This is a genomic window from Gemmatimonas sp., from assembly GCF_041689975.1.
Lineage (GTDB): Bacteria > Gemmatimonadota > Gemmatimonadetes > Gemmatimonadales > Gemmatimonadaceae > Gemmatimonas.
Map to the genome: position 1 here is coordinate 1 of NZ_JBDNFF010000200.1, position 22,100 is coordinate 22,100.

Annotated in this window: 18 protein-coding genes; 13 read left to right on the forward strand and 5 right to left on the reverse strand. The window is 65.0% G+C overall.

The window, feature by feature from the left end; translation table 11 throughout:
• Positions 1 to 405: 405 nt before the first annotated feature.
• Positions 406 to 2,733: a helix-turn-helix transcriptional regulator gene (locus ACESNG_RS12610; RefSeq protein ID WP_373064282.1), complete on the reverse strand. Its 2,328-nt coding sequence runs from the start codon at positions 2,731 to 2,733 to the stop codon at positions 406 to 408.
• Between the two features lie 195 nt (positions 2,734 to 2,928).
• Here ACESNG_RS12610 and ACESNG_RS12615 point away from each other — a divergent pair, with 195 nt between their 5' ends.
• Positions 2,929 to 4,227, forward strand: coding sequence for a VWA domain-containing protein (locus ACESNG_RS12615; protein WP_373064280.1), 1,299 nt, complete (start codon positions 2,929 to 2,931; stop codon positions 4,225 to 4,227).
• A gap of 194 nt (positions 4,228 to 4,421) precedes the next feature.
• Here ACESNG_RS12615 and ACESNG_RS12620 read toward each other — a convergent pair whose 3' ends face one another.
• Complete coding sequence (locus tag ACESNG_RS12620) at positions 4,422 to 4,763, reverse strand: hypothetical protein (RefSeq protein ID WP_373064288.1); 342 nt, start codon at positions 4,761 to 4,763, stop codon at positions 4,422 to 4,424.
• On the opposite strand from ACESNG_RS12620, the gene ACESNG_RS12625 reads away from it, so the two are divergent.
• Both ACESNG_RS12625 and ACESNG_RS12630 read left to right on the forward strand, forming a co-directional pair.
• Positions 4,695 to 4,928 carry a BrnT family toxin gene (locus ACESNG_RS12625; protein WP_373064286.1) on the forward strand — a complete coding sequence of 78 codons (234 nt, stop codon included), beginning with the start codon at positions 4,695 to 4,697 and terminating at the stop codon, positions 4,926 to 4,928. The two genes, ACESNG_RS12620 and ACESNG_RS12625, sit on opposite strands and share 69 nt — an antisense overlap.
• On the forward strand, positions 4,900 to 5,217 hold the full coding sequence (locus tag ACESNG_RS12630; RefSeq protein ID WP_373064278.1) for a BrnA antitoxin family protein: 318 nt from the start codon (positions 4,900 to 4,902) through the stop codon (positions 5,215 to 5,217). Before ACESNG_RS12625 ends, ACESNG_RS12630 begins: the two co-directional genes overlap by 29 nt.
• On the opposite strand, the gene ACESNG_RS12635 is transcribed toward ACESNG_RS12630, so the two are convergent.
• On the reverse strand, positions 5,199 to 6,056 hold the full coding sequence (locus ACESNG_RS12635) for a hypothetical protein (protein WP_373064276.1): 858 nt from the start codon (positions 6,054 to 6,056) through the stop codon (positions 5,199 to 5,201). The genes ACESNG_RS12630 and ACESNG_RS12635 overlap by 19 nt on opposite strands.
• Positions 6,057 to 6,260: 204 nt before the next feature.
• Between ACESNG_RS12635 and ACESNG_RS12640 the strand changes: the two genes are divergently transcribed.
• The 3 genes from ACESNG_RS12640 (at position 6,261) to gltS (ending at position 8,801) form a co-directional block, all read left to right on the forward strand.
• Positions 6,261 to 7,079: a hypothetical protein gene (locus tag ACESNG_RS12640; protein ID WP_373069233.1), complete on the forward strand. Its 819-nt coding sequence runs from the start codon at positions 6,261 to 6,263 to the stop codon at positions 7,077 to 7,079.
• Between the two features lie 262 nt (positions 7,080 to 7,341).
• A complete protein-coding gene (locus ACESNG_RS12645) occupies positions 7,342 to 7,479 on the forward strand; it encodes a hypothetical protein (RefSeq protein WP_373069235.1) in 138 nt (45 codons plus the stop codon).
• A gap of 86 nt (positions 7,480 to 7,565) precedes the next feature.
• A complete protein-coding gene (gene gltS, locus ACESNG_RS12650; RefSeq protein WP_373069237.1) occupies positions 7,566 to 8,801 on the forward strand; it encodes a sodium/glutamate symporter in 1,236 nt (411 codons plus the stop codon).
• A 116-nt stretch (positions 8,802 to 8,917) separates the two neighbouring features.
• On the opposite strand, the gene ACESNG_RS12655 is transcribed toward gltS, so the two are convergent.
• Together ACESNG_RS12655 and ACESNG_RS12660 are read right to left on the reverse strand one after the other, a co-directional pair.
• A complete protein-coding gene (locus tag ACESNG_RS12655) occupies positions 8,918 to 10,243 on the reverse strand; it encodes a hypothetical protein (protein ID WP_373064268.1) in 1,326 nt (441 codons plus the stop codon).
• 53 nt (positions 10,244 to 10,296) lie between these two features.
• Entirely contained in the window at positions 10,297 to 13,395 is a 3,099-nt protein-coding gene (locus ACESNG_RS12660) for a SusC/RagA family TonB-linked outer membrane protein (protein ID WP_373064266.1), read from the reverse strand.
• A 177-nt stretch (positions 13,396 to 13,572) separates the two neighbouring features.
• On the opposite strand from ACESNG_RS12660, the gene ACESNG_RS12665 reads away from it, so the two are divergent.
• From ACESNG_RS12665 to pyrR, 7 genes are all read left to right on the forward strand, one after another.
• On the forward strand, positions 13,573 to 15,741 hold the full coding sequence (locus ACESNG_RS12665) for a penicillin acylase family protein (RefSeq protein WP_373064264.1): 2,169 nt from the start codon (positions 13,573 to 13,575) through the stop codon (positions 15,739 to 15,741).
• A 381-nt stretch (positions 15,742 to 16,122) separates the two neighbouring features.
• A complete protein-coding gene (locus tag ACESNG_RS12670; protein ID WP_373069239.1) occupies positions 16,123 to 17,673 on the forward strand; it encodes a M28 family metallopeptidase in 1,551 nt (516 codons plus the stop codon).
• 98 nt (positions 17,674 to 17,771) lie between these two features.
• Entirely contained in the window at positions 17,772 to 18,179 is a 408-nt protein-coding gene (locus ACESNG_RS12675) for a hypothetical protein (protein WP_373069241.1), read from the forward strand.
• A gap of 95 nt (positions 18,180 to 18,274) precedes the next feature.
• Complete coding sequence (locus tag ACESNG_RS12680) at positions 18,275 to 19,492, forward strand: acetyl-CoA carboxylase biotin carboxylase subunit family protein (protein ID WP_373064258.1); 1,218 nt, start codon at positions 18,275 to 18,277, stop codon at positions 19,490 to 19,492.
• A gap of 28 nt (positions 19,493 to 19,520) precedes the next feature.
• On the forward strand, positions 19,521 to 20,747 hold the full coding sequence (locus ACESNG_RS12685; RefSeq protein ID WP_373064256.1) for an acetyl-CoA carboxylase biotin carboxylase subunit family protein: 1,227 nt from the start codon (positions 19,521 to 19,523) through the stop codon (positions 20,745 to 20,747).
• Between the two features lie 231 nt (positions 20,748 to 20,978).
• Positions 20,979 to 21,458 carry a hypothetical protein gene (locus tag ACESNG_RS12690; RefSeq protein WP_373064254.1) on the forward strand — a complete coding sequence of 160 codons (480 nt, stop codon included), beginning with the start codon at positions 20,979 to 20,981 and terminating at the stop codon, positions 21,456 to 21,458.
• Positions 21,459 to 21,546: 88 nt separating this feature from the next.
• Positions 21,547 to 22,098 (forward strand): bifunctional pyr operon transcriptional regulator/uracil phosphoribosyltransferase PyrR, encoded by a 552-nt coding sequence (pyrR, locus tag ACESNG_RS12695; protein ID WP_373064252.1) that lies wholly within the window; start codon positions 21,547 to 21,549, stop codon positions 22,096 to 22,098.
• The last annotated feature ends 2 nt before the right edge of the window (positions 22,099 to 22,100 follow it).

The window sequence follows — 22,100 nt, forward strand, 5'->3', positions numbered from 1 at the left end:
CGCGCGAAGTCCGCGAAGATCGCGAAGGCACGCGAAGCACAGTAACACCAGGAGTGGTGTACCCACGTGTTCACGGGTGGAGTGGTGCTTCTCGTGGATCACGCCGCGTCGGCGCATCAGGCAGTGCGTGGGGACAAGCGCGCACGCGGTGAAGACACACCTCTGGATCGAGAAGCAAGGTCTACCGCTTGACCGGCAACGCGTCTACGAAATGCTACAGATCCTGAGTGTGGCCCTGTTCGAGCAAGTCCCGCTCCATCGACTACTTATGCCACCACCCCGTTATTCAGACGCTGATTTCGAGCCCATTCCACTCGTTCTCCTCTGAAAAACGTTGGGACACTACTGACGCCGAAGTTGGCTTGACTCAGCGATGCATCGCTACGGAGAGAATCCTCCATCGCGCTACACGTCCAGCGCCCCGCGAAGCGCGGTAATCCGCGCACGCATCGCCTCACGCACCGACGCCGGCGCGAGCACCTCGGCGTCGCCGCCGTACTGGAACACGTGACGCACGGCCCACTCCGCGTCCGCCAGCGGGTGCGACAACGTGAGTGAACCATCCGCCGCCAACGAGACGCCTTCGCGCTCCGCGATCCACCGGGCGATGCGTGGTGAGTAGCGCACGACCAACAGATCGTGCAGGCCGCTCATGAACGCGCGGCCGCGCTCGAGCACCGCGTCGATCGAAAACCCTGCGGGAATCACGTACCGCTCGCCGGTACTGGTCGCCTCGAGTACGCGATCGAGACGGAACAGTCGCAGCTCCTGCGCGCGCCGGCAGTGCGCCACCATGTACAGCCGCGCACCGCTCGCGAGAATGGCATAGGGCTCGACGTCGCGCGTTTCGGCGACATCGGCGCCGGTCTTGTGGTAGCGAAGCGCGAGTACCTCACGCTGCTGGAGCGCCGAACGCACGGTGGCGAGCGTGGCCAGATCACCCCCCTCGCCCATCGAGACGACGAACCGTTCCACCAGCGGATCGCTTCCGACCTCGACGATGACCTGTTCGAGGCGTGCCCGCGCCCGCTCCAGCACCGCGTGCTCGTCGGGTGTGCGCAGATGCTTCAGCACCGAGAGCCCGAGCGTGATCGCACAGATCTCCGTCGCGACCAGACGCATCGGCCGCCTGAAGGCCGTGGTGACCGCGGAGATGGTGTCGCGGTCGATGAACAGCCGTACGCCCTCCACGAATCCCCCCGGCGTGTCGTAGCGCGCGACGAGCGCATAGACGTCGTTGCGCAGCGTGTCCGCATCGGTGCCCGTGCGCTGTACCAGATCCTCGATTGGATGTGAGTCACCGCTCGCGAGCAGCGGCATCGTCTGCAGGAGTCGACGTAACTGCGCGGCGGCCGTGTCGGTCACCCGTCCCGCGCGCGTGGTCGGTTGCGGCAGCGGCTGTGCGAGTTCGGGCGACTGCGCCCCCAGCGCCGCTGCCTGCGCCTCACCTGTTTCAACCGATGTCGCCAAGCGTTCGAGTGCGCTGCGCACCCCGTGCACGAGCGTGGCGGGCGACTCGGGAATCGCGTCACCCGCGAGCGCGAGCAACCAGCGAATAAAGGCGTCTTCACGTCGCACCCGAAAGCGACGACGTTCGGCACCATCGGGTGCCGGTGGGAGTGGCTCCCCGAGCTGAACTGCGGCGCGCGCCGCGTGATCGTGGGCGCGAAACCGCACCACCACCTCCAGCGCCGGGTCGTCGCCGAGCTCCCACGCCTGTCTCGACGCCGCATGCTCGCGCAGGCGGAAGTCGGACGGCACCTCGAAGTCGGCGGTATGCGCCTGCTTCGTGTTGATGCGCGGCGCGCGGATGCGATTCAGGCGGAAGTTCCGGAGCGCGGCCGCGTCGACATCCTGTGCGGCGAGGTACCAGTGGCCGCTCACAAAGAAGAGCCCCCACGGTTCGATCGTGCGTTCGCGAACGTCATTGCGACCAAAGGTGTGGTACGTCAAGCTCACGCGCTTGCGTCGCTGCATCGCGTCTGCCAGCGCTGCGAACACCGCGGCGTCGTGCTGCCCCGCATCACGCTGTACGCGAGGCACTCCATCGTCGGCGTGCGTGGTGTCGCGCGGCGCATCATCGTCCGTCGGTCCCACTGGCAGATCGAACGCGAGCTTGCGCAACGCACGCGACGCCTCGAGCGCAAGCATCGGATCGCCGAGCTCGCGCGCGCAGGCCGCCGCATCGACGATGGCTTGCAGTTCGTCGGGTTCGAAGGCCAGTGTCGCCAGCGCGGCGTAACCATAGCCGGCAATCTCGCGCGCGCGCTCAGCCGGCGATCCCGGCGGCGGTTGCGTGAGCGGTAGGCGGGCACGACCGGGCGCCACCAGCACGAGGTACGGCAGATAGAAATCGGTGCGGCGCAAACGATACGCGCCTTCCTCGTTGTCGCCATGGTCGGCAACGGTCTCAATGGGAATGCCGAGCGCACGCAGTTCGTCCTTGTCGCGTTCGAACATGCGCTTGGTACTGTCGCGCCGTCGCTTGATCTCGGCCGCCTGCGCCTTGTCGGCCGTGTCGGCGACATCGGGCCATTCGTAGGCGGGCACGTCGGGCGCGAGCTGCTCGAAGGTCACCTCCTTTCGGCGCGCGAGCAGGGCCGCGACGAGATCGATCCACCGCTGCAGCTTCGCGTTCCCCGCGTGTGCCGGCGGCGCGTCGAAATCATCGGCGCCTTCACTCTCGAGATCGCGCTCGCGCGCCGTACCGGGAACTGAAAATTCGTGCGACATGACAGTGGCCTGATGACAGTGGCGTTCGTGCAGCGCGCCAATGGGAGCGCCGGACGTGGAGACGAGCCGTTGGATACGCCAAGGCCCGGACAGATCCCGAAGCTAGCACGGGGCGGCGACAGTGCCAGCCTGACTGTCAGACCCTCCCCGGAGATTGAAATCACACTAATGACCCTTTCACGGGAGTTCATCCAGATGCAGACCACGTTACTGATTGATCACCAGGCACACACTTCCGAAGACGGAACAGTGGTGCGGGCCCTGCTCACCATCCGCGGCGAGGCGCCCGTCGACGCGGCCCGCCCCCAGCTCGGCCTGTCGCTCGTGCTGGACCGGAGCGGTTCGATGAGCGGCGAGCCGCTCGAGGCGGTACGCGAGGCAGCGGCACGCGCGGTCGAACGGTTGCATCCCGCCGACGTGGTCGGCGCGGTGGCATTCGACGATGAGGTGGAGGAGGTCGGCGCCATCGCGTCCGTCGCCACGCACTCACATCTCGCCGCCACGCTGCGCGCGCTCGAAACGCGGGGCTCCACGAACCTGAGCGGCGGCTGGTTGCGCGGTCGTCAGCAAATGGCTGATGCCTTGGGTCTCATGACCGGGAACGGCAGCACGCGGCGCGTGGTACTGCTTACCGACGGACTGGCCAATGTTGGCATCACCGACGTCGATCGCCTCGTGGGCCTCGCGCGTGAGGCGCGATCGAAGGGGATTACTACCAGCACCGTGGGCGTGGGCGACGGCTATGACGACCAGCTGCTACGCGCCATGGCGGATGCTGGCGGTGGAAACGCGTGGTACATCGAGCGTCCCGATCAGGCGCAGGACGTGTTCGCCGAGGAGCTGGGCAACCTGCTGTCTGTGGCGGCGCAGAGCGTGCGGGTATCACTCACGCTGCACGACCCCGTCGGCATGCTGCTCGTGCACTCCGACTGGCCCGTCACGCCCGGCAGCGAGACGTGGCGATTCGATCTCGGTGATCTCTACGCGAGTGAGCCCAAGCCGCTGCTCTTCGAGCTATTCGTTCCGCGCCGTAGCGCGGCGGCGACGGACGTCGCGGAAACGGTGATGCTGGCGACGCTCACGATTCAGGCCGACGTGCTCACCGCCGACGGTGGCGTCGAGCATCGTGTGCTGACGATGCCGATCGCGGCGACGTCGGCGATGCAGGACGTGGTCGTGCCCGAGCTCGAGAAGGCGGTGCTGCTGGCCCGCACGGCAAAGTACCGCGAGGACGCGGCCCGTGCGCAGCGCGACGGAGACGCCGATCGGGCTCGCGAGATCATGGCGCAGGCGTCGTCGGCCATCATCGCCTCACCGCTCACCGTGGATGACGAGATGCTGTGTCAGCAGGTGGCGGACCTCACGGCGCTGGGGCAGCAGTACGAGCGGGGCGAGCTGCACGAGATGGACGCTAAATACCAGATGCAGCGGGCGTACAACATGAAGCGCGGCAAGCACCGTTACGACGGGCAGATTCGGCGCGACAACGGGTAAGTTACTGCCGAACCGGCGCCGGCAGCGGCGCCACGGATCGTCGGATAAGGCCGCTAGGTTGGGGGATTCGCGCCCTGATACAGCCGCTGCTCGACCGCGATCGGATGCCTGCCGCTGCACCGTCGTCGCGATGGGTGAGCCGTTCGTATTCCGCCTTGCGAACGCATCCATCGCGTCGTGCAATTGCCGCAGGCTCACCGCATCTGGCTCGTGCGCTCGACGCCGAGGTGGTCGTAGCATATCGCCATTCTCGCCGCCGACCGCTCCACACGGCCAAACCGGCGCGCAAGCCAATGCGTAGCGTTGCCGTCGTCAGGCACTTGGGCCACGCGCACGGACACGATTTGGCGAAATGTAGAGGATGACCAGATACTTGAACGGTAGCCGATTTCAAGGAGTTGCACGCCCGCCTTGCTGGGTTCGACTGGGATCGGGGCGACGACCAGAAGAGCTGGGCGCGGCACGGCGTGACGCAGGCGGAAGCAGAGGACGTGTTTTTCAATCGGCCGGTACTCATCGCCGACGATGCGAAGCATTCCGATCGGGAGCGACGCTATGCGCTCCTCGGTCGCACGAATGCCGGACGATTGCTGTCAGTGGGTTTTACGTTGCGTCGCGATCATGTCCGTGTCATTTCAGCCCGTCCGATGAGCCGGAAGGAGCGCACTCAGTATGCCAACGTCCCGCACGAAAGCCCGTAAGCCCATTCCGACGTTTCGCTCTGAAAGCGAAGAGCGGGAGTTCTGGGCCACCGCGGATACCACCGAGTATTTCGATTGGACGAAGGCAGAGCGTGTCTCCTTCCCGAATCTCAAGCTCTCGACGGCGACGATCTCGTTGCGGTTGCCGCAAGGCATGTTGGATGAGCTGAAGGTTCTGGCGAATCAACGCGGTGTGCCGTACCAGTCGCTGTTGAAAGTGTATCTCGCGGAGCGCCTTGCTGAAGAACGCGCAATGATCACGCGGCCAGATCAGCGCGCGGGCTCCTGAACGCCCTCAAAACACAACCGAATCATCCGCCGCGTGTGCGCCTCGAGCAGCCGCCCGATCGACTGCTGTTCCGTCACGTGTTGCCACGCGAGGCCGTCGGCTACGGACGTGACCACGTGCGCCACGTCGTGCGCGCTGAGGTCACTGCGCAGCGATCCGTCGCGAATCCCTTCGCGTGCGATGGTCACGAAGGTGTCGATGGCATGCTGCTTGGCTTCGTACAGCTCGCGATACGCGTGATAGCGGCGACGTGCGGGCTTCCCGTCGCCGCCAAAGTGCGTGGGTAACTGTTCGCCGATACGCGCCTCGTCGTCGCCGAACATCATGAACGCTTCGAGCACCGGGGCGAGCTCGGGGTCGTACATCGTCGCGAAGAGCGCCGGCGCACCGCTGGCCCATTGCACGTAGGCGAACGCGCAGCGTTGCAGCCGTTCGGTTGCCGGCTCGTGCACATGCTCGGTGCTCGACTCGGTCGCGGCTTCGCGCACGCGCTGCGTCTGCCGCCGGAATCCTTCGGCGGCCACGGCGGCCACGAAACACAGCCGGTCGGGGAAGTGGAACAGCGGCGCGGCGTGACTGCGCCCGGTGAGTTCGGCCACCAGCCGGATGCCTAGCGCTGATGCCGACGGACGTGCGGGCTCGCGCATCGCGGTCCCTCCACGCGCGCTCGTGGTGCGCGCCACGGCACCGCCGTCGCCCGTGGCCCCGTCGGATTTTCCACGCTGGCCGAGCAGGTACGCCACCGCCGCATCGACGAACTCCGTACGTGCCGATCTCGGCGCGGGCGACTCGGCTGGAGCGTCGTCGTGGCTGGGGTTGTCGTGAGCAGCGGCGCGCATGGCTCGGGCGTTGGAGGCGAATGCTCAGAAACCGAAATATACTTGACACTGTCTAGTCAATGCTTAAACTAGACAGTGTCAAGCTGCTGTCGTAGCGCACCAACCCAGCCTGACACCACAATCGACGCAGCCGGTCACCCGCGTTTCGGTGACCACCATGAAGAGGACGTCGAGAGCAAACGCACTCTCTCTGGGAGGTGGCATATGCCGCGAAAGTCATACCCTGTCCCCGCCGTACCAGGCATCGATCTCGGCGTCCGCCCCACGTCGTACTGGGCCAATAACGACCCGCTCTCGGCCATCGTACAGAACATCAAGGGGCAGAACCGCCGCGAGATGGCGCGCGATTTCATCGCCGGCGGCATGGACGAGGTGCTGGGGCCTATTCACGAGCACTACGTGCAGGACACCCTCACGATGCGCGATGTGCGGCATCTGGGACAGCTACATCCGTCGTTTTACGGCGGCGAGTACTTGCCCGACTACAAGACCGGTGAAGTCGAGATCGCGCGGGTGGTTATGCAGACCTCGACGCAAGATGTGTTCACGGTACGCGCGCGCCGAGTCTCACCTGGTGGTCGCTTCACCTATCGCGTTGCCGACGAATACCACACGACCTACGTGCCGGGCATCAAGTCCAGCCGCGGTCCGCTCTCGTTGGCGCAGCTGGTGTCTCTCATCGACGGCATCAGCGGCGACGAGATCGAACTCGCCGGCGGTGGGCTCGTGGTCGGATGGATCGAGGCGTCGCTCGACTTCGGCCAAACCGTCGACGATCTCCGCTCCTTCATCTCGGTGGAGAGCACCGTGTATGCAGAGCTTGGCGAGTACTACGACGCGCGCATGACACAGGTGCTCGACGAGTGGGAACGGGAGCATCGTGACGACGATGACGACGACACGGATGACGATCGCGACGACAACGGCGGCGACGGAAACGATGACGCGCCGGTGCCAAGCCCTGTACCGTCTGCTGAGGCGCCGGTCGGGAAGGGGCGCGTGCCGGAACTGGCGTTCAGCTGAAAGATCCGAACGCCGTTCGTCGAAGCCGCGCACCCATTTCGGCTCACGCGCTAAGCCTTCTTACCGAAGCCGCGCGCGCGATCCACGATAATCAGCGCAGCCAGCCACTGCAGGCCGTGCCCCCGAGACAGCGCAGTCACTGTCAGACGGTCAGGCGATTATTCGAAGTCAGGGGCGGCGGCCTTGCTGCCCTTAGTGCCACTCACCTGACCACCAGAGGATTCATCGTAAAGGCAATGACCGCCGCGGCTTGGCCTTCGCCGTGGAAGACATTGCCGACATGCGCGCCGCGGCCGAAGGACAGCTGCTCGCGCTGCTGCAACGCGGAATCACCGTGCGGTTCGTGTCGGAGAGCGCGGCGGAATTGTCGTTGCTGACACTTGACGAGATTGACGATTGACGACCAGCGCCTGGATGCGGCTCGGCACAATGCAGTACAATTCCTCGACCCCCACCGCCGCCGAAATCCTCCCCAGGAGCCTCCGCTTGCCCATTCTCACGCTCGATATGATCCAGACCGTGGCGCTCGCCTCGGTCGTGCTCTTCCTGGGCTATGGCATCCGCAAGCGCGTAGGGTTTCTCGACCGGTTCAACATCCCGGCCCCGGTCATCGGCGGCTTCCTCTTCGCCTCCGTCGCACTCGCTCTGCGCCTCTCCAACGTGCTCGCCTTCGAGTTCACGAACACGCTGCAGTCTCCGCTCATGGTCGCGTTCTTCACCACCATCGGTCTCGGCGCGAGCCTCGGCCTGCTGCGATTGGGCGGACCGCAGGTGCTTCTCTTTGCCGGCCTCGCAACACTGTTGGCCGTATTCCAGAACGGCGTCGGCGTGCTTCTGGCCAAGCTGCTGAGCGTCAATCCATTGCTCGGACTCATCACCGGTTCCGTCACCATGACCGGTGGGCACGGGACCGGCGCCGCGTTCGGCAAGGTCTTTGAAGAGCAGTACGGATTCGCGGGCGCCGTCACGCTGGCGATGGCATCGGCCACGTTCGGCTTGGTCGCCGGTGGATTGATCGGCGGGCCCGTCGGCACCCGGCTCATTGGCAACCTCAAAGCAAGCGGCAAACCCGCAATGTCGACGGCAGTCAACACGAGCGGACTTGATCTCTCCAATGCTTCGCTCGACGCCGAGATCGATACTGAACCCATCGGTGAAGCGCCCACGGCGTACACGTTGCTCAAAACGCTCGCCGTCATACTGGTGGCCATGTGGGCCGGTGGACTGCTCAGCACGTGGCTCGGTGCGTACGTGACGCTACCCGGCTACATCGGCGCGATGATCGTCGCCGCCGTCTTCCGCAACGTCTTTGATCGCCTCCGCCTCGTGCGCCTCGAGCAACGCACCGTGGACGACATCGGCACCGTGGCGCTGTCGCTTTTCCTTTCGATGGCGCTAATGACGCTCAAGCTCTGGGAGCTGCTCGACTTGGCGCTGCCCATGCTGGTCATCCTCGCCGTGCAGGTCGGGATGATGGCCGCCTTCGCGTACTTCGTCACCTTCCGCGTGATGGGCCGCGACTACGACGCCGCCGTCATGGCCGGTGGACACTGCGGATTCGGACTCGGCGCCACCCCGAATGCCGTCGCGAACATGAACGCCCTCACCGATCGATTCGGCCCCGCTCCGCGCGCCTTTCTGGTGCTACCCATGGTGGGCGCGTTCTTCATCGATTTCACCAACGCGATCGTCATCACCACGTATCTGAACATCGTGAAGTAGGGCGCGATGTCTCGAAGTCCGCACGCAAAGGAGGACACAACGCGAACTCCGCTCTGTGTCCTCCTTTTCTCTGCACCTCTGTGTGATCCGTTCAGCTGACCCTGATCCGCACCACACTACGGGTTTCGATCAATACAAACCCCCGCGCCCGCGTTCGGGTTGTTCGTTTCCGCCAATGGCAACGGCAACGTCACGTCCGTGCCGTAGTTGCCACCCTTGTGCCACGCGCCCGTCGGGAACACCGTGGCCGCGGTGCGCGCATACTGCCGAATGAGCCGACGCATGTCGCCCGTGCGCGTACCACGGCCGAAAAGAGTGAATGCCCGCTCGCGGAACAGCTGATCCACGCGCGTCGCGTCCGTGCCCGCGTCCGCCAACGGCGTCATGCCCGCAAACGTGGCGCGTAAGGCGCTCAACGTGACCAGTGAACCCGCCGTGTTGCCGGCCCTCAGCTGCGCCTCGGCTTCAATGAGCCGGGCTTCCTGGCCAGACACGATCGCCACCGACGTCTCGCGCGCAGGCCACGACCGCTGCACGTAGTACGGCAAGGTCAGGTCGTCGCGGCTCGCCTTCGTCACGCCGATCGCGCGACACGCCACATCGCCGCCCGCACACACCAGCACGCGCGGATCGTTCGCCAACGCGTAGTTCATCCCTGTCCCGCCTTCGCTCGTGCTCACGCTGTAGCGGCCAGTGAGGTTGTTGAGATTCCAGAATTGGTTGCTGGTGGTCGTGAGCGCGTGGAACGTGAGATACTGGAACGTGGTCGCCACGCCGGTGACCGCCGTCGCGGCATCCGCCGGACGATTGAGGCCAAGCAGAATCCGACCCTTGATCACCTGCAGCGCGCTTCGTACGCGCACGTCATCAGCTGTCGTGCCGGTCACCAGCGCGAGTCCACTATCGGCGTGGGCCAATGCCCGCGTGAACGTCGCGGCGGTGGTCAACGGGGTGCCATACGACTCCACGCCGTCCACCACCGTGCTGAACACGACGCCGCTGCAATAGTGCTCCGCCGCCAGGTCCTCGACGTACGCCTGAATGAAGTACATCTCGCCCAGCTGCCATCCGGGCGCCGTCGGGCTCCACTGCTTCAACAGCTGAATCGACTGCTCGGCCGACAACCGCGCGCGATGCATCGACCGATTGGCGTCGGTGAGGAAGTTGTTCTGGGGCGTGATCACGCGCTGGTCGATCTCCTGTCGCGCGATGAACGAGTCACCGTTGTTCCATTCGTCGGTGAAGAGGCCGCCGAGCAGCAGCAGGCTCTCGCCGCCGGCGGTCGCCACGTTGAGACGTGCAATCGCTCCAATGCGGGCGGCGTTGGCGCCGGCCGCGCTGGCCACGTTGCTCGGGTTGATGATGTCCTGGTCCTCGACAGTGAGGAACTCGGCGGGATCGCAGCCGGTCGACGCCAAGGTACCGGCCGTAAGGATCGTCATGGCGAGCGCGCGGACTCGTGAGTGCAAAGTGCTATACATAAGGTGAATGCTCCTCAGAAGCCGAAAGTGAAGCGGAACGCGAAGTACGTCGGCGGGCCGAACGCCTGAAACTCCGACGGCGCGTCTCCTGTGCTAAAGAACGCTTCAGGATCGACGCCGGTGTACTTGGTCCAGAGAATGCCGAGGTTACGCACGGATGCGGTGGCGCTCAGACTCCGTCCGCGGAACAGACGGTTTGCGAAGCGCGCCGGCACTTGGTAGGACGCCGACAGTTCGCGGAAGCGCAGGTAGTCGCCGTCCTCGAAGTACCCGGCCACTGAGCGGCTCGGATGTTCACGCACCATGACTACCCTCGCCTGTTCTTCCAGCGTCGAGGCCGTATTCAGCAGCCCGGAGCAATTGAATCGGCTCGCGCAGCGAATACGCTCCGTGTTGTTGTAGATCTTGTGACCGCCTTTGTAGTCCACCAACGCGTTCACACGCAGCGCTTTGTTGAACAGGTCGATACCGGTCGTGAAGCCGATCTCCGTTTTCGGCATCGAGTAGCCGATGAACACCGACGTGTCGGTGACCATGATCTCGCTCAGCGCCTGACTGGCGTTGTACGTGATGATGCCGTCGCCGTTCTTGTCTTCGAAGCCGGTGAGCTGACGCGACCACCAGCCATACAGCGGATAGCCCTGGCGCTGCTGCTGCGTCACGCCGATGCTGGGCTGCCCGCCCAAGCTGATCAGCTCGTTGTCGTTGTACGCGGCGTTCAGCGTCACATCGAGACCGAACGCGTTCCGCTGAATCAGCTGTGCCGAGATCAGCGCTTCGAATCCACGGTTCCGTACGGAGCCGAGGTTTTCCAGCCGGGCCGTGGCGCCGGTGCCCAGCGACGGCGGCAGGATTCGGCTCACCAGCGCGTCCTTCGACGACTTGTTGTAGTACGTGATCTCGGTGTTGATACGCGCGTTCCAGTACGTACCATCCAGTCCGATTTCCGTTTCCGTCGAGCGCTCGGGCCGGAGATTCTGGTTGCCCAGCGTCGAGTACACGAGCGCGGGCACGTCACCACTCTCCTGCCGACCGGCGGTGGCCGAGTAGAACTGCACGGCGTCGATCGTGCCGGGCTGCACGCCCGAGGCGCCGTACGCGCTGCGCAGGCGAAGCTGATCGAGCCACTGCGGCTTCGGGAAGAACGACTCCTGCGACAGCACCCACGACGCCGCGATTTTCGGATAGAACACCGTCTTGAAGTTCGCGCCGAACGCGCTGTTGCGATCCGAGCGCAGTGCGGCCGTGAGAAACAGGCGGTCATTGAAACCCACGTTCTGTTCCACGAAGGCGCCCAGCGTGCGGCTCTCGCTGCTCGACTCGTCGGCCTGCGCCGTCGCGCCCGCCGTCACCGTGGTCGCGCCGGGAGGCAGCACGAGGCCTGTGGCGCCGTTGCGATCGAAGATGTTCCGGAACATCTGCACGCCAGCCGTGGTCTTCGACTCGATCGCCGACGATAGTTTCTTGGTCGCCGTTGCGCCGACATCGACCGTGTAGGTGTAGAAGCTCGTACGGTTGTCGCGCTTGTACCCCTGCCGATCCGCGCCGATGTCCGGGCAATTCTGGAAACGACACAGCTGCGTGTCCACGCGATTTAGATAGTCCACACCGAAGGTGCCGCGCAGCGCGAGCCAATCCATCGGACGATAGTTCGACCCGACCGATGAGATGATGCGGTTGATGCTCTGGTTGTATTCCGACTGAAAAATGTCGCGCGGTGTGAACTGCCGCCAGCCGAACAGCGTGTCGCCCGTCGCCGTCTGGTTGTACTTGAACCCGGGCCCGCCGTACACGTTGGCGGCCACACCCGCCGTTCCCGAATCGTCGCTCTGCGGCAGACGCAGATCCTGATTCGTATAGCCCGCGCTCACCGTGACGTCGGCCTTCGGTGACAACGTGATGTTGAGATTCGCGCGCGACGTGATCTTGTTCAGGTTGTTCGGGCTCAGCTGGATCGCGCTCAACGGTGTGCCGGCCGCCGCCAACTTGCGCGCGTCGAATTCAGGGAGCTTCGTCACGCCGTCTTCGGCTTCCCATTCGCCGTGCAGGAAGTAGCGCACCGCGTCCGAACCGCCCTTCAGCTGCAAACCGTGCTGCTGCCGGTATCCAATGCCGTATGGCGTGGACTCCGGATCATCGTGCAGGTTATAGCTGCTCACGCTGTCGATGGCGCACGAGCCCGCCGCCTTCTGCGTCAGGAAGCACTGCACGGCGTTCGAGCGCGTCGAGGTCGTCGCCGCGGTCGTGCCGTTGCGCCAGGCACGGTAGGCGGTCGGGTACGCGTTGCGGTCGGTGAGCGCCGTCTGCTCGGTGTAATAGTTCCACTGCGGCTTGCCCGCCACGCCGCGCTTGGTCTTGATCACGATCACGCCGTTCGCCGCGTCGGTGCCGTACAACGTGGCCGCTGACGGGCCGCGCACCACTTCCATCGACTCGATCTCTTCCGGATTCAGATCCCCCACGCGACTCGGTGTGGTGCCGCCCACGCTGAGTGTCGAGGAACCCGTCGAGCCATCGATACGAATGCCGTCGATCACGTAGATCGGGTTGTTCGACAATGCCACCGAGCTGGTGCCGCGGATACGCACCCGCATGCCGGCACCAGTCTGCGTACCCGGCGTCACCAGCACGCCCGGCGCACGCGCCGTGAGCAAGTCGGCCATGTTCGACACACCGCGCGTCTCCACGACTTCGGCTGCGTTGATCTGGGCAATCGAATTACCCACTTCGATACGGCGCTGATCGCCGGTCGCGGTCGTAACCACGGGGTTGAGCGCCGCCGGCACCGACTTGATCTGCAGGTTCACGGTGGTCACTTGCGCCGCCGACACCGTCGCCGACTGGCGCCCTTCCGAGAAGCCAAGGCGGAGCACGCGCAGCGTGATCGCACCAGTCGGCACCGCCCGAATGGAATACATGCCGTCCTGATTGCTCTGCGCGCCGAGCGTGGTACCGACCACCTGGATCTGCGCGGCGCCGATGGGCTGTCCGGTAGCAGCATCCGTCACGCGGCCTGATACGGTCCCCGTCGTCGCTTGCTGCGCGTGCACGACGGGGGCCGCGAAGGCTGCGGCGACGACGGCCAGTGCGCCGAGCAAACTTCGCTGGGTCATGAAGAACTCCTTGGGGTATGTCGCGGGAAGGCGTGCCACCGCTTTCGTTCGGAAAGCGGCCTCTGCGAACGTATCGCGTCGGGTCGTCCTCGCAAGAGCGCAGATCGCGAGTAATTCACTCGGTTATGCGTCGCGCCAGACGTTGCGCCAACACCCGCGAGGCCGCAGCATTGCGTGATGTCCTCAAACGCTCCGCGTCGTTTTCGCCTCCTGATTCCTCTGTGCATCGCCGCCGCGGTGCTCGGTGCCGCACGACAGCCCGCTCCCGCCAACAGCGAACCGACCATCCGACGCACCGCATACGGCGTACCCCACATCAGCGCCGACAACTTCAAGGGCATCGGTATTGGCCTTGGTTACACGCAAGCCGAAGACTACGGAGTGCGCGTAATACTCAGTCTGATCCGTTCGAAAGGGTGGATGGGCCGTACGTTCGGACGGGACAGCCTGTCGTCCGATTTCGCTGCAGCGCTCGAACACGAGCGCGTCGAACAGACGTATCACCTGCTCGATGCCGACACCCGTGACATGTACGACGGGTTCGCCGAGGGCGTGAACCGCTACATCCGCGCCAACGTGAACACGCTACCGTCGTGGGCCAAACCGGTCTTCCACGGGCACGATGTGGCCGCCGGCGATATCGGAACCGCGAACATCGCAACCGCCGAGCGACTGGTCACACGCTGGCTGCAGCGCAGTGCGGGCGGCCCGGCCCCTCGCGACACAGGGAGCCTCGACCGAGAAGCCGCGCCGCTGCTCGGCGCCGATGCCGACGTCGGCTCCAATGCCTGGGCACTCGCCCCTAGCCGCACGAAATCCGGTCGCGCCATTCTATTGCGCAATCCGCACCTCGCCTGGACCGCCGGCTACTGGGAAGCCCACGTCACGCTGCCGGGAAAACTCGATTTCTACGGCGACTTCCGCATCGGCAGCGCCTTCTCGGTGATCGGTGGTTTCAACAAAGACCTCGGCTGGGCCACCACCAACAACGCACCAGATCTCGACGAAGTCTACGAACTCGATCTCGACCCCACCAATCCGGAACGCTATCGGTTCGATGGAACGACTATCCCGATTCGCTACGAGTACATCACACTGCCGTACCGCATCGGCAGCACCGACGACTCGTTGGTCAGTGAAACACAGCGCGTTGCGTTCACCCCGCTCGGACCGGTCGTCCATCGCACCGCCAACAAACTGTACATCGTGCGCGCCGGCCCCGAAGGCGAGTATCGCGCCGGGTCGCAGTTCCTCGCCATGATGCGCGCGCACAATCTCGCCGAGTGGAAGGGGGCCTTGGCCACGCGTGCTCGAGCCACGTCAAACCTCACTTACGCCGATCGTGCCGGAAACATCCTCACGATCTGGATGGGTACGGTGCCGCGCCTTCCCACGCGCTCGGGCGGTGACTCCATGCCGATTCCCGCGCGTGCGTCGGCCGATGTGTGGACACGCTTGATCGCGCTCGATTCGCTGCCGCAAACGCTCAACCCTCGCGGCGGATATGTCCACAACGAGAACGACGCACCGCACTTCGCCAATCTCAACGCGCTCCTCGATACGGCGCGCTATCCGGACAACGTGGAGCGAGGCGAGCTGCGCCTGCGCAGCCAGCACGCGCTGCAGCTCATCGGCGGCAAGGACAAGCTGTCCCTCGAAGATGTACTCGTTCGCAAGCACAGCATGCGCATGCTGCTTGCCGACCGCGTCAAGCCCGACCTCGTCGCCGCGCTCGAGTCATCCTCGCCTACCCCCGCCGTCGCCCAGGCGCTCGCCGTGCTCGAGGCATGGGACAACACCGTCGCGCCCACCAGCCGCGGCGGCTTGCTTTTCGAAACCTGGTGGCGTCGCTATCAGTCGCAAGCGCGTGACTCCGCTTACGCTGAGAAGTGGTCATGGGCCAAACTCACGTCCACGCCGCGCGGCATCGGTCAACGCGACAAGGCCATCAGTGCGTTCACCTGGGCCGTCGACGACATGCAGCGGCGCTATAGATCCGTTGACGTGGCGTGGGGCGATGTGCACCGTGTACGCCGTGGGCCGGTCAACGAACCGGTCGGCGGTTGCAGTGGAGCACTCGGCTGTTTCCGCGTGCTCTCGTACGAGCAACTCCCCGACGGCACGCGCAGCGCCAACTCCGGCGATGGATGGATTCTCGCCGTGGAGTTCGGGGCCCGGGCGCCCCGCGCCTATTCGGTGCTGGCCTACGGACAGAGCGCCGACTCTACGTCGCCCCACTACAGCGACCAGGCCGCGATGTTCGCCCGTGGTCAGCTCAAGCCCGTGTACTTTCTCGATGCGGATATCGCCGCCCACACCATTCGTTCCTACCGGCCCGAACCCTGATGCGAAAACTCTGACTACACTCCCGCTTTCGGCCGTCCACCCTTTCGCCCATTCTCTCGCCTCTGGCCCGAGCGCACGACAGTCGGCAAAAGTAATAGCCAAACGCTTGGGTTTGTCCAACACATGGTATCGCCGCGTTGCCTCATCTTTCGCTGTTCTTCGCGTGCCTTCGCGATCTTCGCGGACTTCGCGTGAACCGCGGTGCGCGCGGCTGCCACGGAGCGATCGGAGAGCCGGCAGGTTACCGCGCAGCCCCCTGTTATCCTCCTTTTCTCCTGACCTCTGTGTGATCAGTTCCGCCCGCGGTCCGCTGAAATCCGTGTACCTTCCACCAGTGGACATCGCCGCCCACACCATTTGCTCCTACCAGCCCGAACCCTGATGCTCTCAACACGATTCGTGCGGTTCGCGGCCGTCGCCGCCACGCTCGCCCTTCCGGCGCAAGCCACGGCGCAAGCGAAGGCCAAGCCAACAGCAACGGCGCCCGTGCCAGCCGCTATGGCCGCCATCAAGCGCGCCGATCTCGAACGGGATCTCTACGCCATGGCCGGCGACGGCATGCGCGGTCGTGAAGCCGGCACGCCCGACGAAATGCGGGCGTCGATCTGGGTCGCCGAGCAACTGCGCCAGATCGGAGTGAAGCCGATGGGGCTCGATGGCACGTACTTCCAATGGTTCAACATGGTCCGCACACGCGTATCGACCGTGTCCACCACCGGTGCCGTGGGCGACAAGGCGCTCGTGGTCTGGAAGGACTTCGTACCGCTCGGTTCCGCCAACGCCGATGTGAACGCTCCGATCGTGTGGGTCGGCAACGGCACGGATTCCACCATCGACGTGCGTGGCAAGATCGCCGCGATCCAGATCACCACGCCGGCGGCGTCGGCCATCCGCACCACGACCAACTCGGTCGAGGTCCGCTACGCCAACGCCGCCATCGCCGCCGCGACGCAGCGCGTGCAGCGGCGCGGTGCGGTCGCGATCATCCTCGTGGCCGACTCCATCACCGACCTTGCGTTCGACGGGCTCGGTGTGTTGCGCGAGCGTGGCAGTTACGACGTCGATGGTGGCGCGCCGCGTTTCGCCGGACAGGCCACGCAGGCCGCACGTCCGCAAGCCGCCCGCGCCGCGCCCACGCCCGCTTTCCTCATGCGCGGCGCCATGGCCGCTGCGCTCAAGGCCGGAGGGTCGGTCGAGATGCACGTGCGCGTCGAACACTTCACGACGCCGTCCAGCAACATCATCGGCGTGGTGCGTGGCACCGATCCCAAGCTGCGCGATGAGTACGTGCTGTACAGCTCACACCAGGACCACGATGGCGTGCGCTATGTCATCGACGGCGACTCCGTGTGGGCCGGCGCCGATGATAATGGCACCGTGAGCGTTGCGCTGCTCGCGATCGCCCGCGCCTTCGTGAAGCAGCCCGGCAAGCGTTCGGTGCTGTTCGTATACCACGGTGCCGAGGAACGAGGACTGCTCGGCTCGCGCTATCATGCCGCGCACCCGGTCGTGCCTCTCCCGAACATCGTGGCTGTGCTCAACGGCGACATGATCGGCCGCAATAACCCCGATTCGGCTAGCTTGCTCGGCATCCAGCCGCCACACCGCAATTCCATCGAGTTGGTCGACATGGCCCTGCGCGCCAATACGCTCACCGGTGCCTTCAAACTCGACTCGATCTGGGATCGGCCCACGCACCCGGAAGGCTGGTATTTCCGCAGCGATCACGTGCCGTACGCACGCCTTAATGTGCCGGCCGTGATGTACAGCACGAACCTGCATCCCGATTACCACACGCCACGCGACAAACCGTCGGCGATCGACTACCCGAAGCTCACGCGCATGACGCAGTGGATGTACCTCACCGGCTGGTACGTGGCCACGACCCCCAAGCGCCCGGCGATCGACCCAGGATTCAAGCTCGAGCGGTGAGCGAGCGATGATGTTTGCGTTCTCTCCCCTCGTGCTTCATCTTCACCATTACGTCACGGTAGATCACCAGCGGCGTCACCTACTCAGGAGGATCTGCGATGCAGGCATTCATGCGCCGCATGCTGGGCCCGGCGTTGGCCATTGGCGTGCTGTCGTTGACCGCGACCGCAGCCAGCGCAATTACAGGACAGGCGAAGCCGCAACTTGCCGTTGAGGCCGAGCGGTTGCAGCAGGGTGCCCGCATCGTCTTCAAGGGCAAGAGCTGGCCGGCCGCTGCCCGCGTGAAACTCACCGCTACGCGCGCGCCCGGATCCACCAAGGCGCAAGATTTCGGTAAGGTCGACGCCGATATCAACGGCACCTTCACCATGCGGCTGGAGGTGCAGTGCACCACCAGCAACCAGGAAGACGGCGCGCTCGAAAAGGTGACCTTTACCGCCGCCGATTCGGCCACCGGTGTGAAGGCCACGGCTACAGTCGGCGGCGGCGCTTGGGTCTGTCAGTAAGTCGGATCGCTGTCCACGTATCGGTCGCGGTGTTGCCCCACGGGCGGCACCGCGATCGTGCATCCGTCCCGATCCTTCCCTATTAGCACTGCGCCATGTTCGTGATATTCGTCTGTCCAATTTTCTCGCCGCCGGCCACGCAGATGATCGAGGCCGCGCTCGACATGCCGCATGTGCGTCTGGGGGTCATCGCGCAACAGCCGCTCTCCGCACTGGCGCCGAACAGCGCCGCGCGAATCGCCGCGCACTGGCAGGTCGATGACGTCACGAATGCGGCGTCGCTCGAACAGGCCGTGCGAGCGCTCGGTGCCACCCAAGGCGCAATTGCGCGCTGCTTCGGCGCCTACGAGCAACTCCAGCAACCGCTGGCCATCGTGCGCGAACGGCTCGACATTCCGGGGCTCACCAGTGCCGCGGCGCACAACTTCCGCGACAAGGCACGCATGAAGGATGCGTTACGGGCGGCGGGGGTCCCTGTCGCTCGGCATCGGCTCATTGCCTCGCGCGACGACGCATTGGCGTTCATCGCCGAAGTCGGGTACCCGATCGTGCTCAAGCCGCCCGCTGGTGCTGGCGCGATCGCGACCCAGCGCATTCGCGATGTGGCGTCACTCGACGCGATGCTCGCGAACTATCGGGCCACGCCGGATAATCCGATGCTCGCCGAAGAGTTTCTGCGCGGTACCGAATACTCGCTGGAGACCGTGTCGATAGACGGCGAGGCCATCTGGCATTCACTCACGCGTTACGGCCCCACGCCACTCGACGTGGTCGAGAACTCGTGGATTCAGTGGACCGTGCTGCTGCCGCGCGAGATCGACGCGCCCGAGTTCGACGACATCCGCGCCGTGGGCGCCGAGGCGTTGCGCGCGCTCGGGATGGGCACGGGCGTGTCGCACTGCGAGTGGTTCCGGCGCGACGATGGCAGCGTCGCCATCAGTGAAATCGCGGCCCGTCCACCGGGCGCCAACATCACCACCATGATCTCTCGCGCGCACGACATCGATTTCGTGGCGGCGTGGGTGCGTCTCATGATCGATGGCACGTTCGACCCACCCGCACGGCACTACGCCGTGGGCACCGCGTATTTGCGAGGGCAGGGCACCGGTCAGGTCGTCAGCGTACACGGGCTCGACACCGTACAGGAGCAGTTCGGCGCCCTCATCTGCGACCTCCGCCTGCCTCACCTTGGGCAGCACCCCACGGGCAGCTACGAGGGCGAAGGGTACATCATCGTTCGGCACCCGGATACCGCCGTGGTGCAGAACGCCTTGCAGTATATCGTTTCCAGCGTTCGCGTTCGACTGGGCTGAGCGCCTCCTCTTTTTGCCGAATCGACCTGTGTCCAAGACTGTGTTGATGCTGACCCCCGGTTTCCCGGGTGAAATGCCGCTCTTCGTGCGAGGCCTCTCCGAGCAGGGCGCCACCGTGTTGGGTGTCTCGAATACGCCCGCGCACGACTTGCCCGACATCGCACGGCGCCATCTCAGCGACTACCTCCAGGCCACCGACCTCTTCACGAACCCTGGCGTGGCCATCGAGCAGATCCGCCGCTGGCTGGGCGCTCGCACCGTCGATCGCGTTTGCTGCCTCTGGGAGCCCGGGGTCGAGATCGCGGCGCAGATCCGTGAAGCCCTCGAGGTGCCGGGCCAGTCGTACCAGCAGTCGCTGCGCTTCCGTAACAAGGACCTCATGAAGCAGGCGCTCGCCGAGGGTGGCGTGCGGGTGCCGCATCACGCGATCGCCAGTACCCCCGCCGAAGTGTGGGCGGCGGCGGAGCAGGTGGGCTATCCGCTCATCATCAAGCCGATCGCCGGAGCCGGCTCGATGGATACCTATCGCTGCGACGACGCCAAGGATGTCACCAACGCGATCGCCCAGCTCGGTCACATTGCCGTGGTCGATGTCGAGGAGTTCATCGACGGCGATGAGTACACCTACGACACCGTCTGTGCCGGCGGCGACATCAAGTACTTCCACATTGGCTTCTATCGCCCGCGGCCGCTCATCGCTCGCACCAACGAGTGGATTTCGCCGCAGACACTCACCTACAAGAACGTCGATGACCCGAAGCTGGCGGGCGGATGCGCCATGGGCGAAAAGGTGCTCGAGGTCCTGGGCTACGACACCGGCTTCACCCACATGGAGTGGTATCTCAAAGCCGACGGCGAAGCGGTGTTCGGGGAGGTCGCAGCCCGTCCGCCCGGCGCACGTACCGTCGATCTGATGAACTACTCCGGTGAGATGGATCTTTTCAACGGGTGGGCCGAGGCCGAACTGCACGGCACCTTTTCGCAGACGATCGAGCGAAAGTACAACACGGCCTGCATCACCAAACGGGCCCACGGTCAGGGTCGCATCCAGCGCATCGAGGGTCTCGAACAGCTCCGCCAGCGCTTTGGCGACGCGATCTGCGTGGTGGACTTGCTCCCGATCGGCGCCCCGCGACGCGATTGGAAGAGCACCCTGCTGTCGGACGGCCATGTCACGCTCCGGCATCCCGACTGGGAGACCACCATGGCGATGGCCGATGCAGTGGGCACCGACCTCAACCTGTATGCCGGGTAAGGACTGGCTGGTCGCCGATAGGATGATTGGCTGCCGCCGCTGTAGCGCGCTCGCCTCACCTATGGTGGGAAGAACGCAACGTCTAGCGGGCCATCTGTGACGCTCCAGAGGGAAATACGAGGGAAACAGTACCGAATGGCGCTCGGAAGGGTTCGGCACGTCACTTGCCCGCTTTCTCGTGTGCGATGTCGCTGAATGGCGGCCGTCGCGTCGACCCGAGCCGGAAAAGCCATGTCCCGTATTCTCGAAGAGCCGCCGATTGATCAGATTCGTGGCTACTTCTCGCAGCTGTGCGTGATGCTTACGGGAATCGCATCGGGCGTTGTCGAGGCGCCGGCCGGAGAGACGCTGCAGTCGCCGAGCTATCACATGGGACGCCGGGACGGCTTCCACGTCGTCGTCGCCCATCTGGCCTCCAGCCGCACCCTCCGCGAGGCCGCCGACAAGTGCGTCGCCTTCGGCATGGGCGTCGATGAACGTGCCGACTCGCACCCGTACGGCCCGGACTGGTCGCACGGATTTGCCCTCGCCACCATGGACGCCGCGGCCGACATCGCGGTGTACGCGGCGACGTCGACCGTGCCGGCCATCGACAAGTCTCGTTTGCGCGCCGCCCGGACTGCAGCCCGTCATTTGTCGCCCTTCTCGGGGCTTTGGTCACAGCGACCGGCCGCTGGTGCACAGCCCCCGCGCAGCAACCGCGAGTGGTAGGCGAACAGGGCGACGGAGTCTCGAACTTCGTCGCCCTGTTCGTTTGTCGAGGCCGGTTACCACGGCTGAGTCGCGCTATATTGCTGCCATGTCTCGAAAGCCTTCCATCGTCCTCGATGTCCGCGCGCTCGATCGCACGCTGCGTCGCATGGCCGACCAGATCGTCGAATTGAATGCCGGCACCGACAATCTCGTGCTCGTCGGAATCCAGCGTCGCGGCGTGCAGCTCGCCGAGCGCATCGTGCGCATCATCAAAACGCAGGAAGGCGTAGATATCGTGAGCGGAGCGCTCGACATCACGCTCTATCGCGACGATCTGCAAACCGTCGGACCGCGTCCCGTGGTCGGCACCACCCGGCTTCCGTGGACGCTCGACGATCAGAACGTCGTCATCGTCGATGACGTGCTCTACACCGGACGCACTGTGCGCGCCGCACTCGACGAACTCGCCGATTTCGGACGCCCGGCACGCATCGCGCTCGCCGTGCTGATCGATCGCGGCGGTCGCGAACTGCCCATTCATGCCGACGTGATCGGTCGTAAAGTCGAAGTGAATCTCGGGCAGCGCGTCGACGTGTTCATCGAAGAACTCGATGGCCGTGACGAAGTGCTGATCGCTGATCGCGATACCGAGGCCTGACG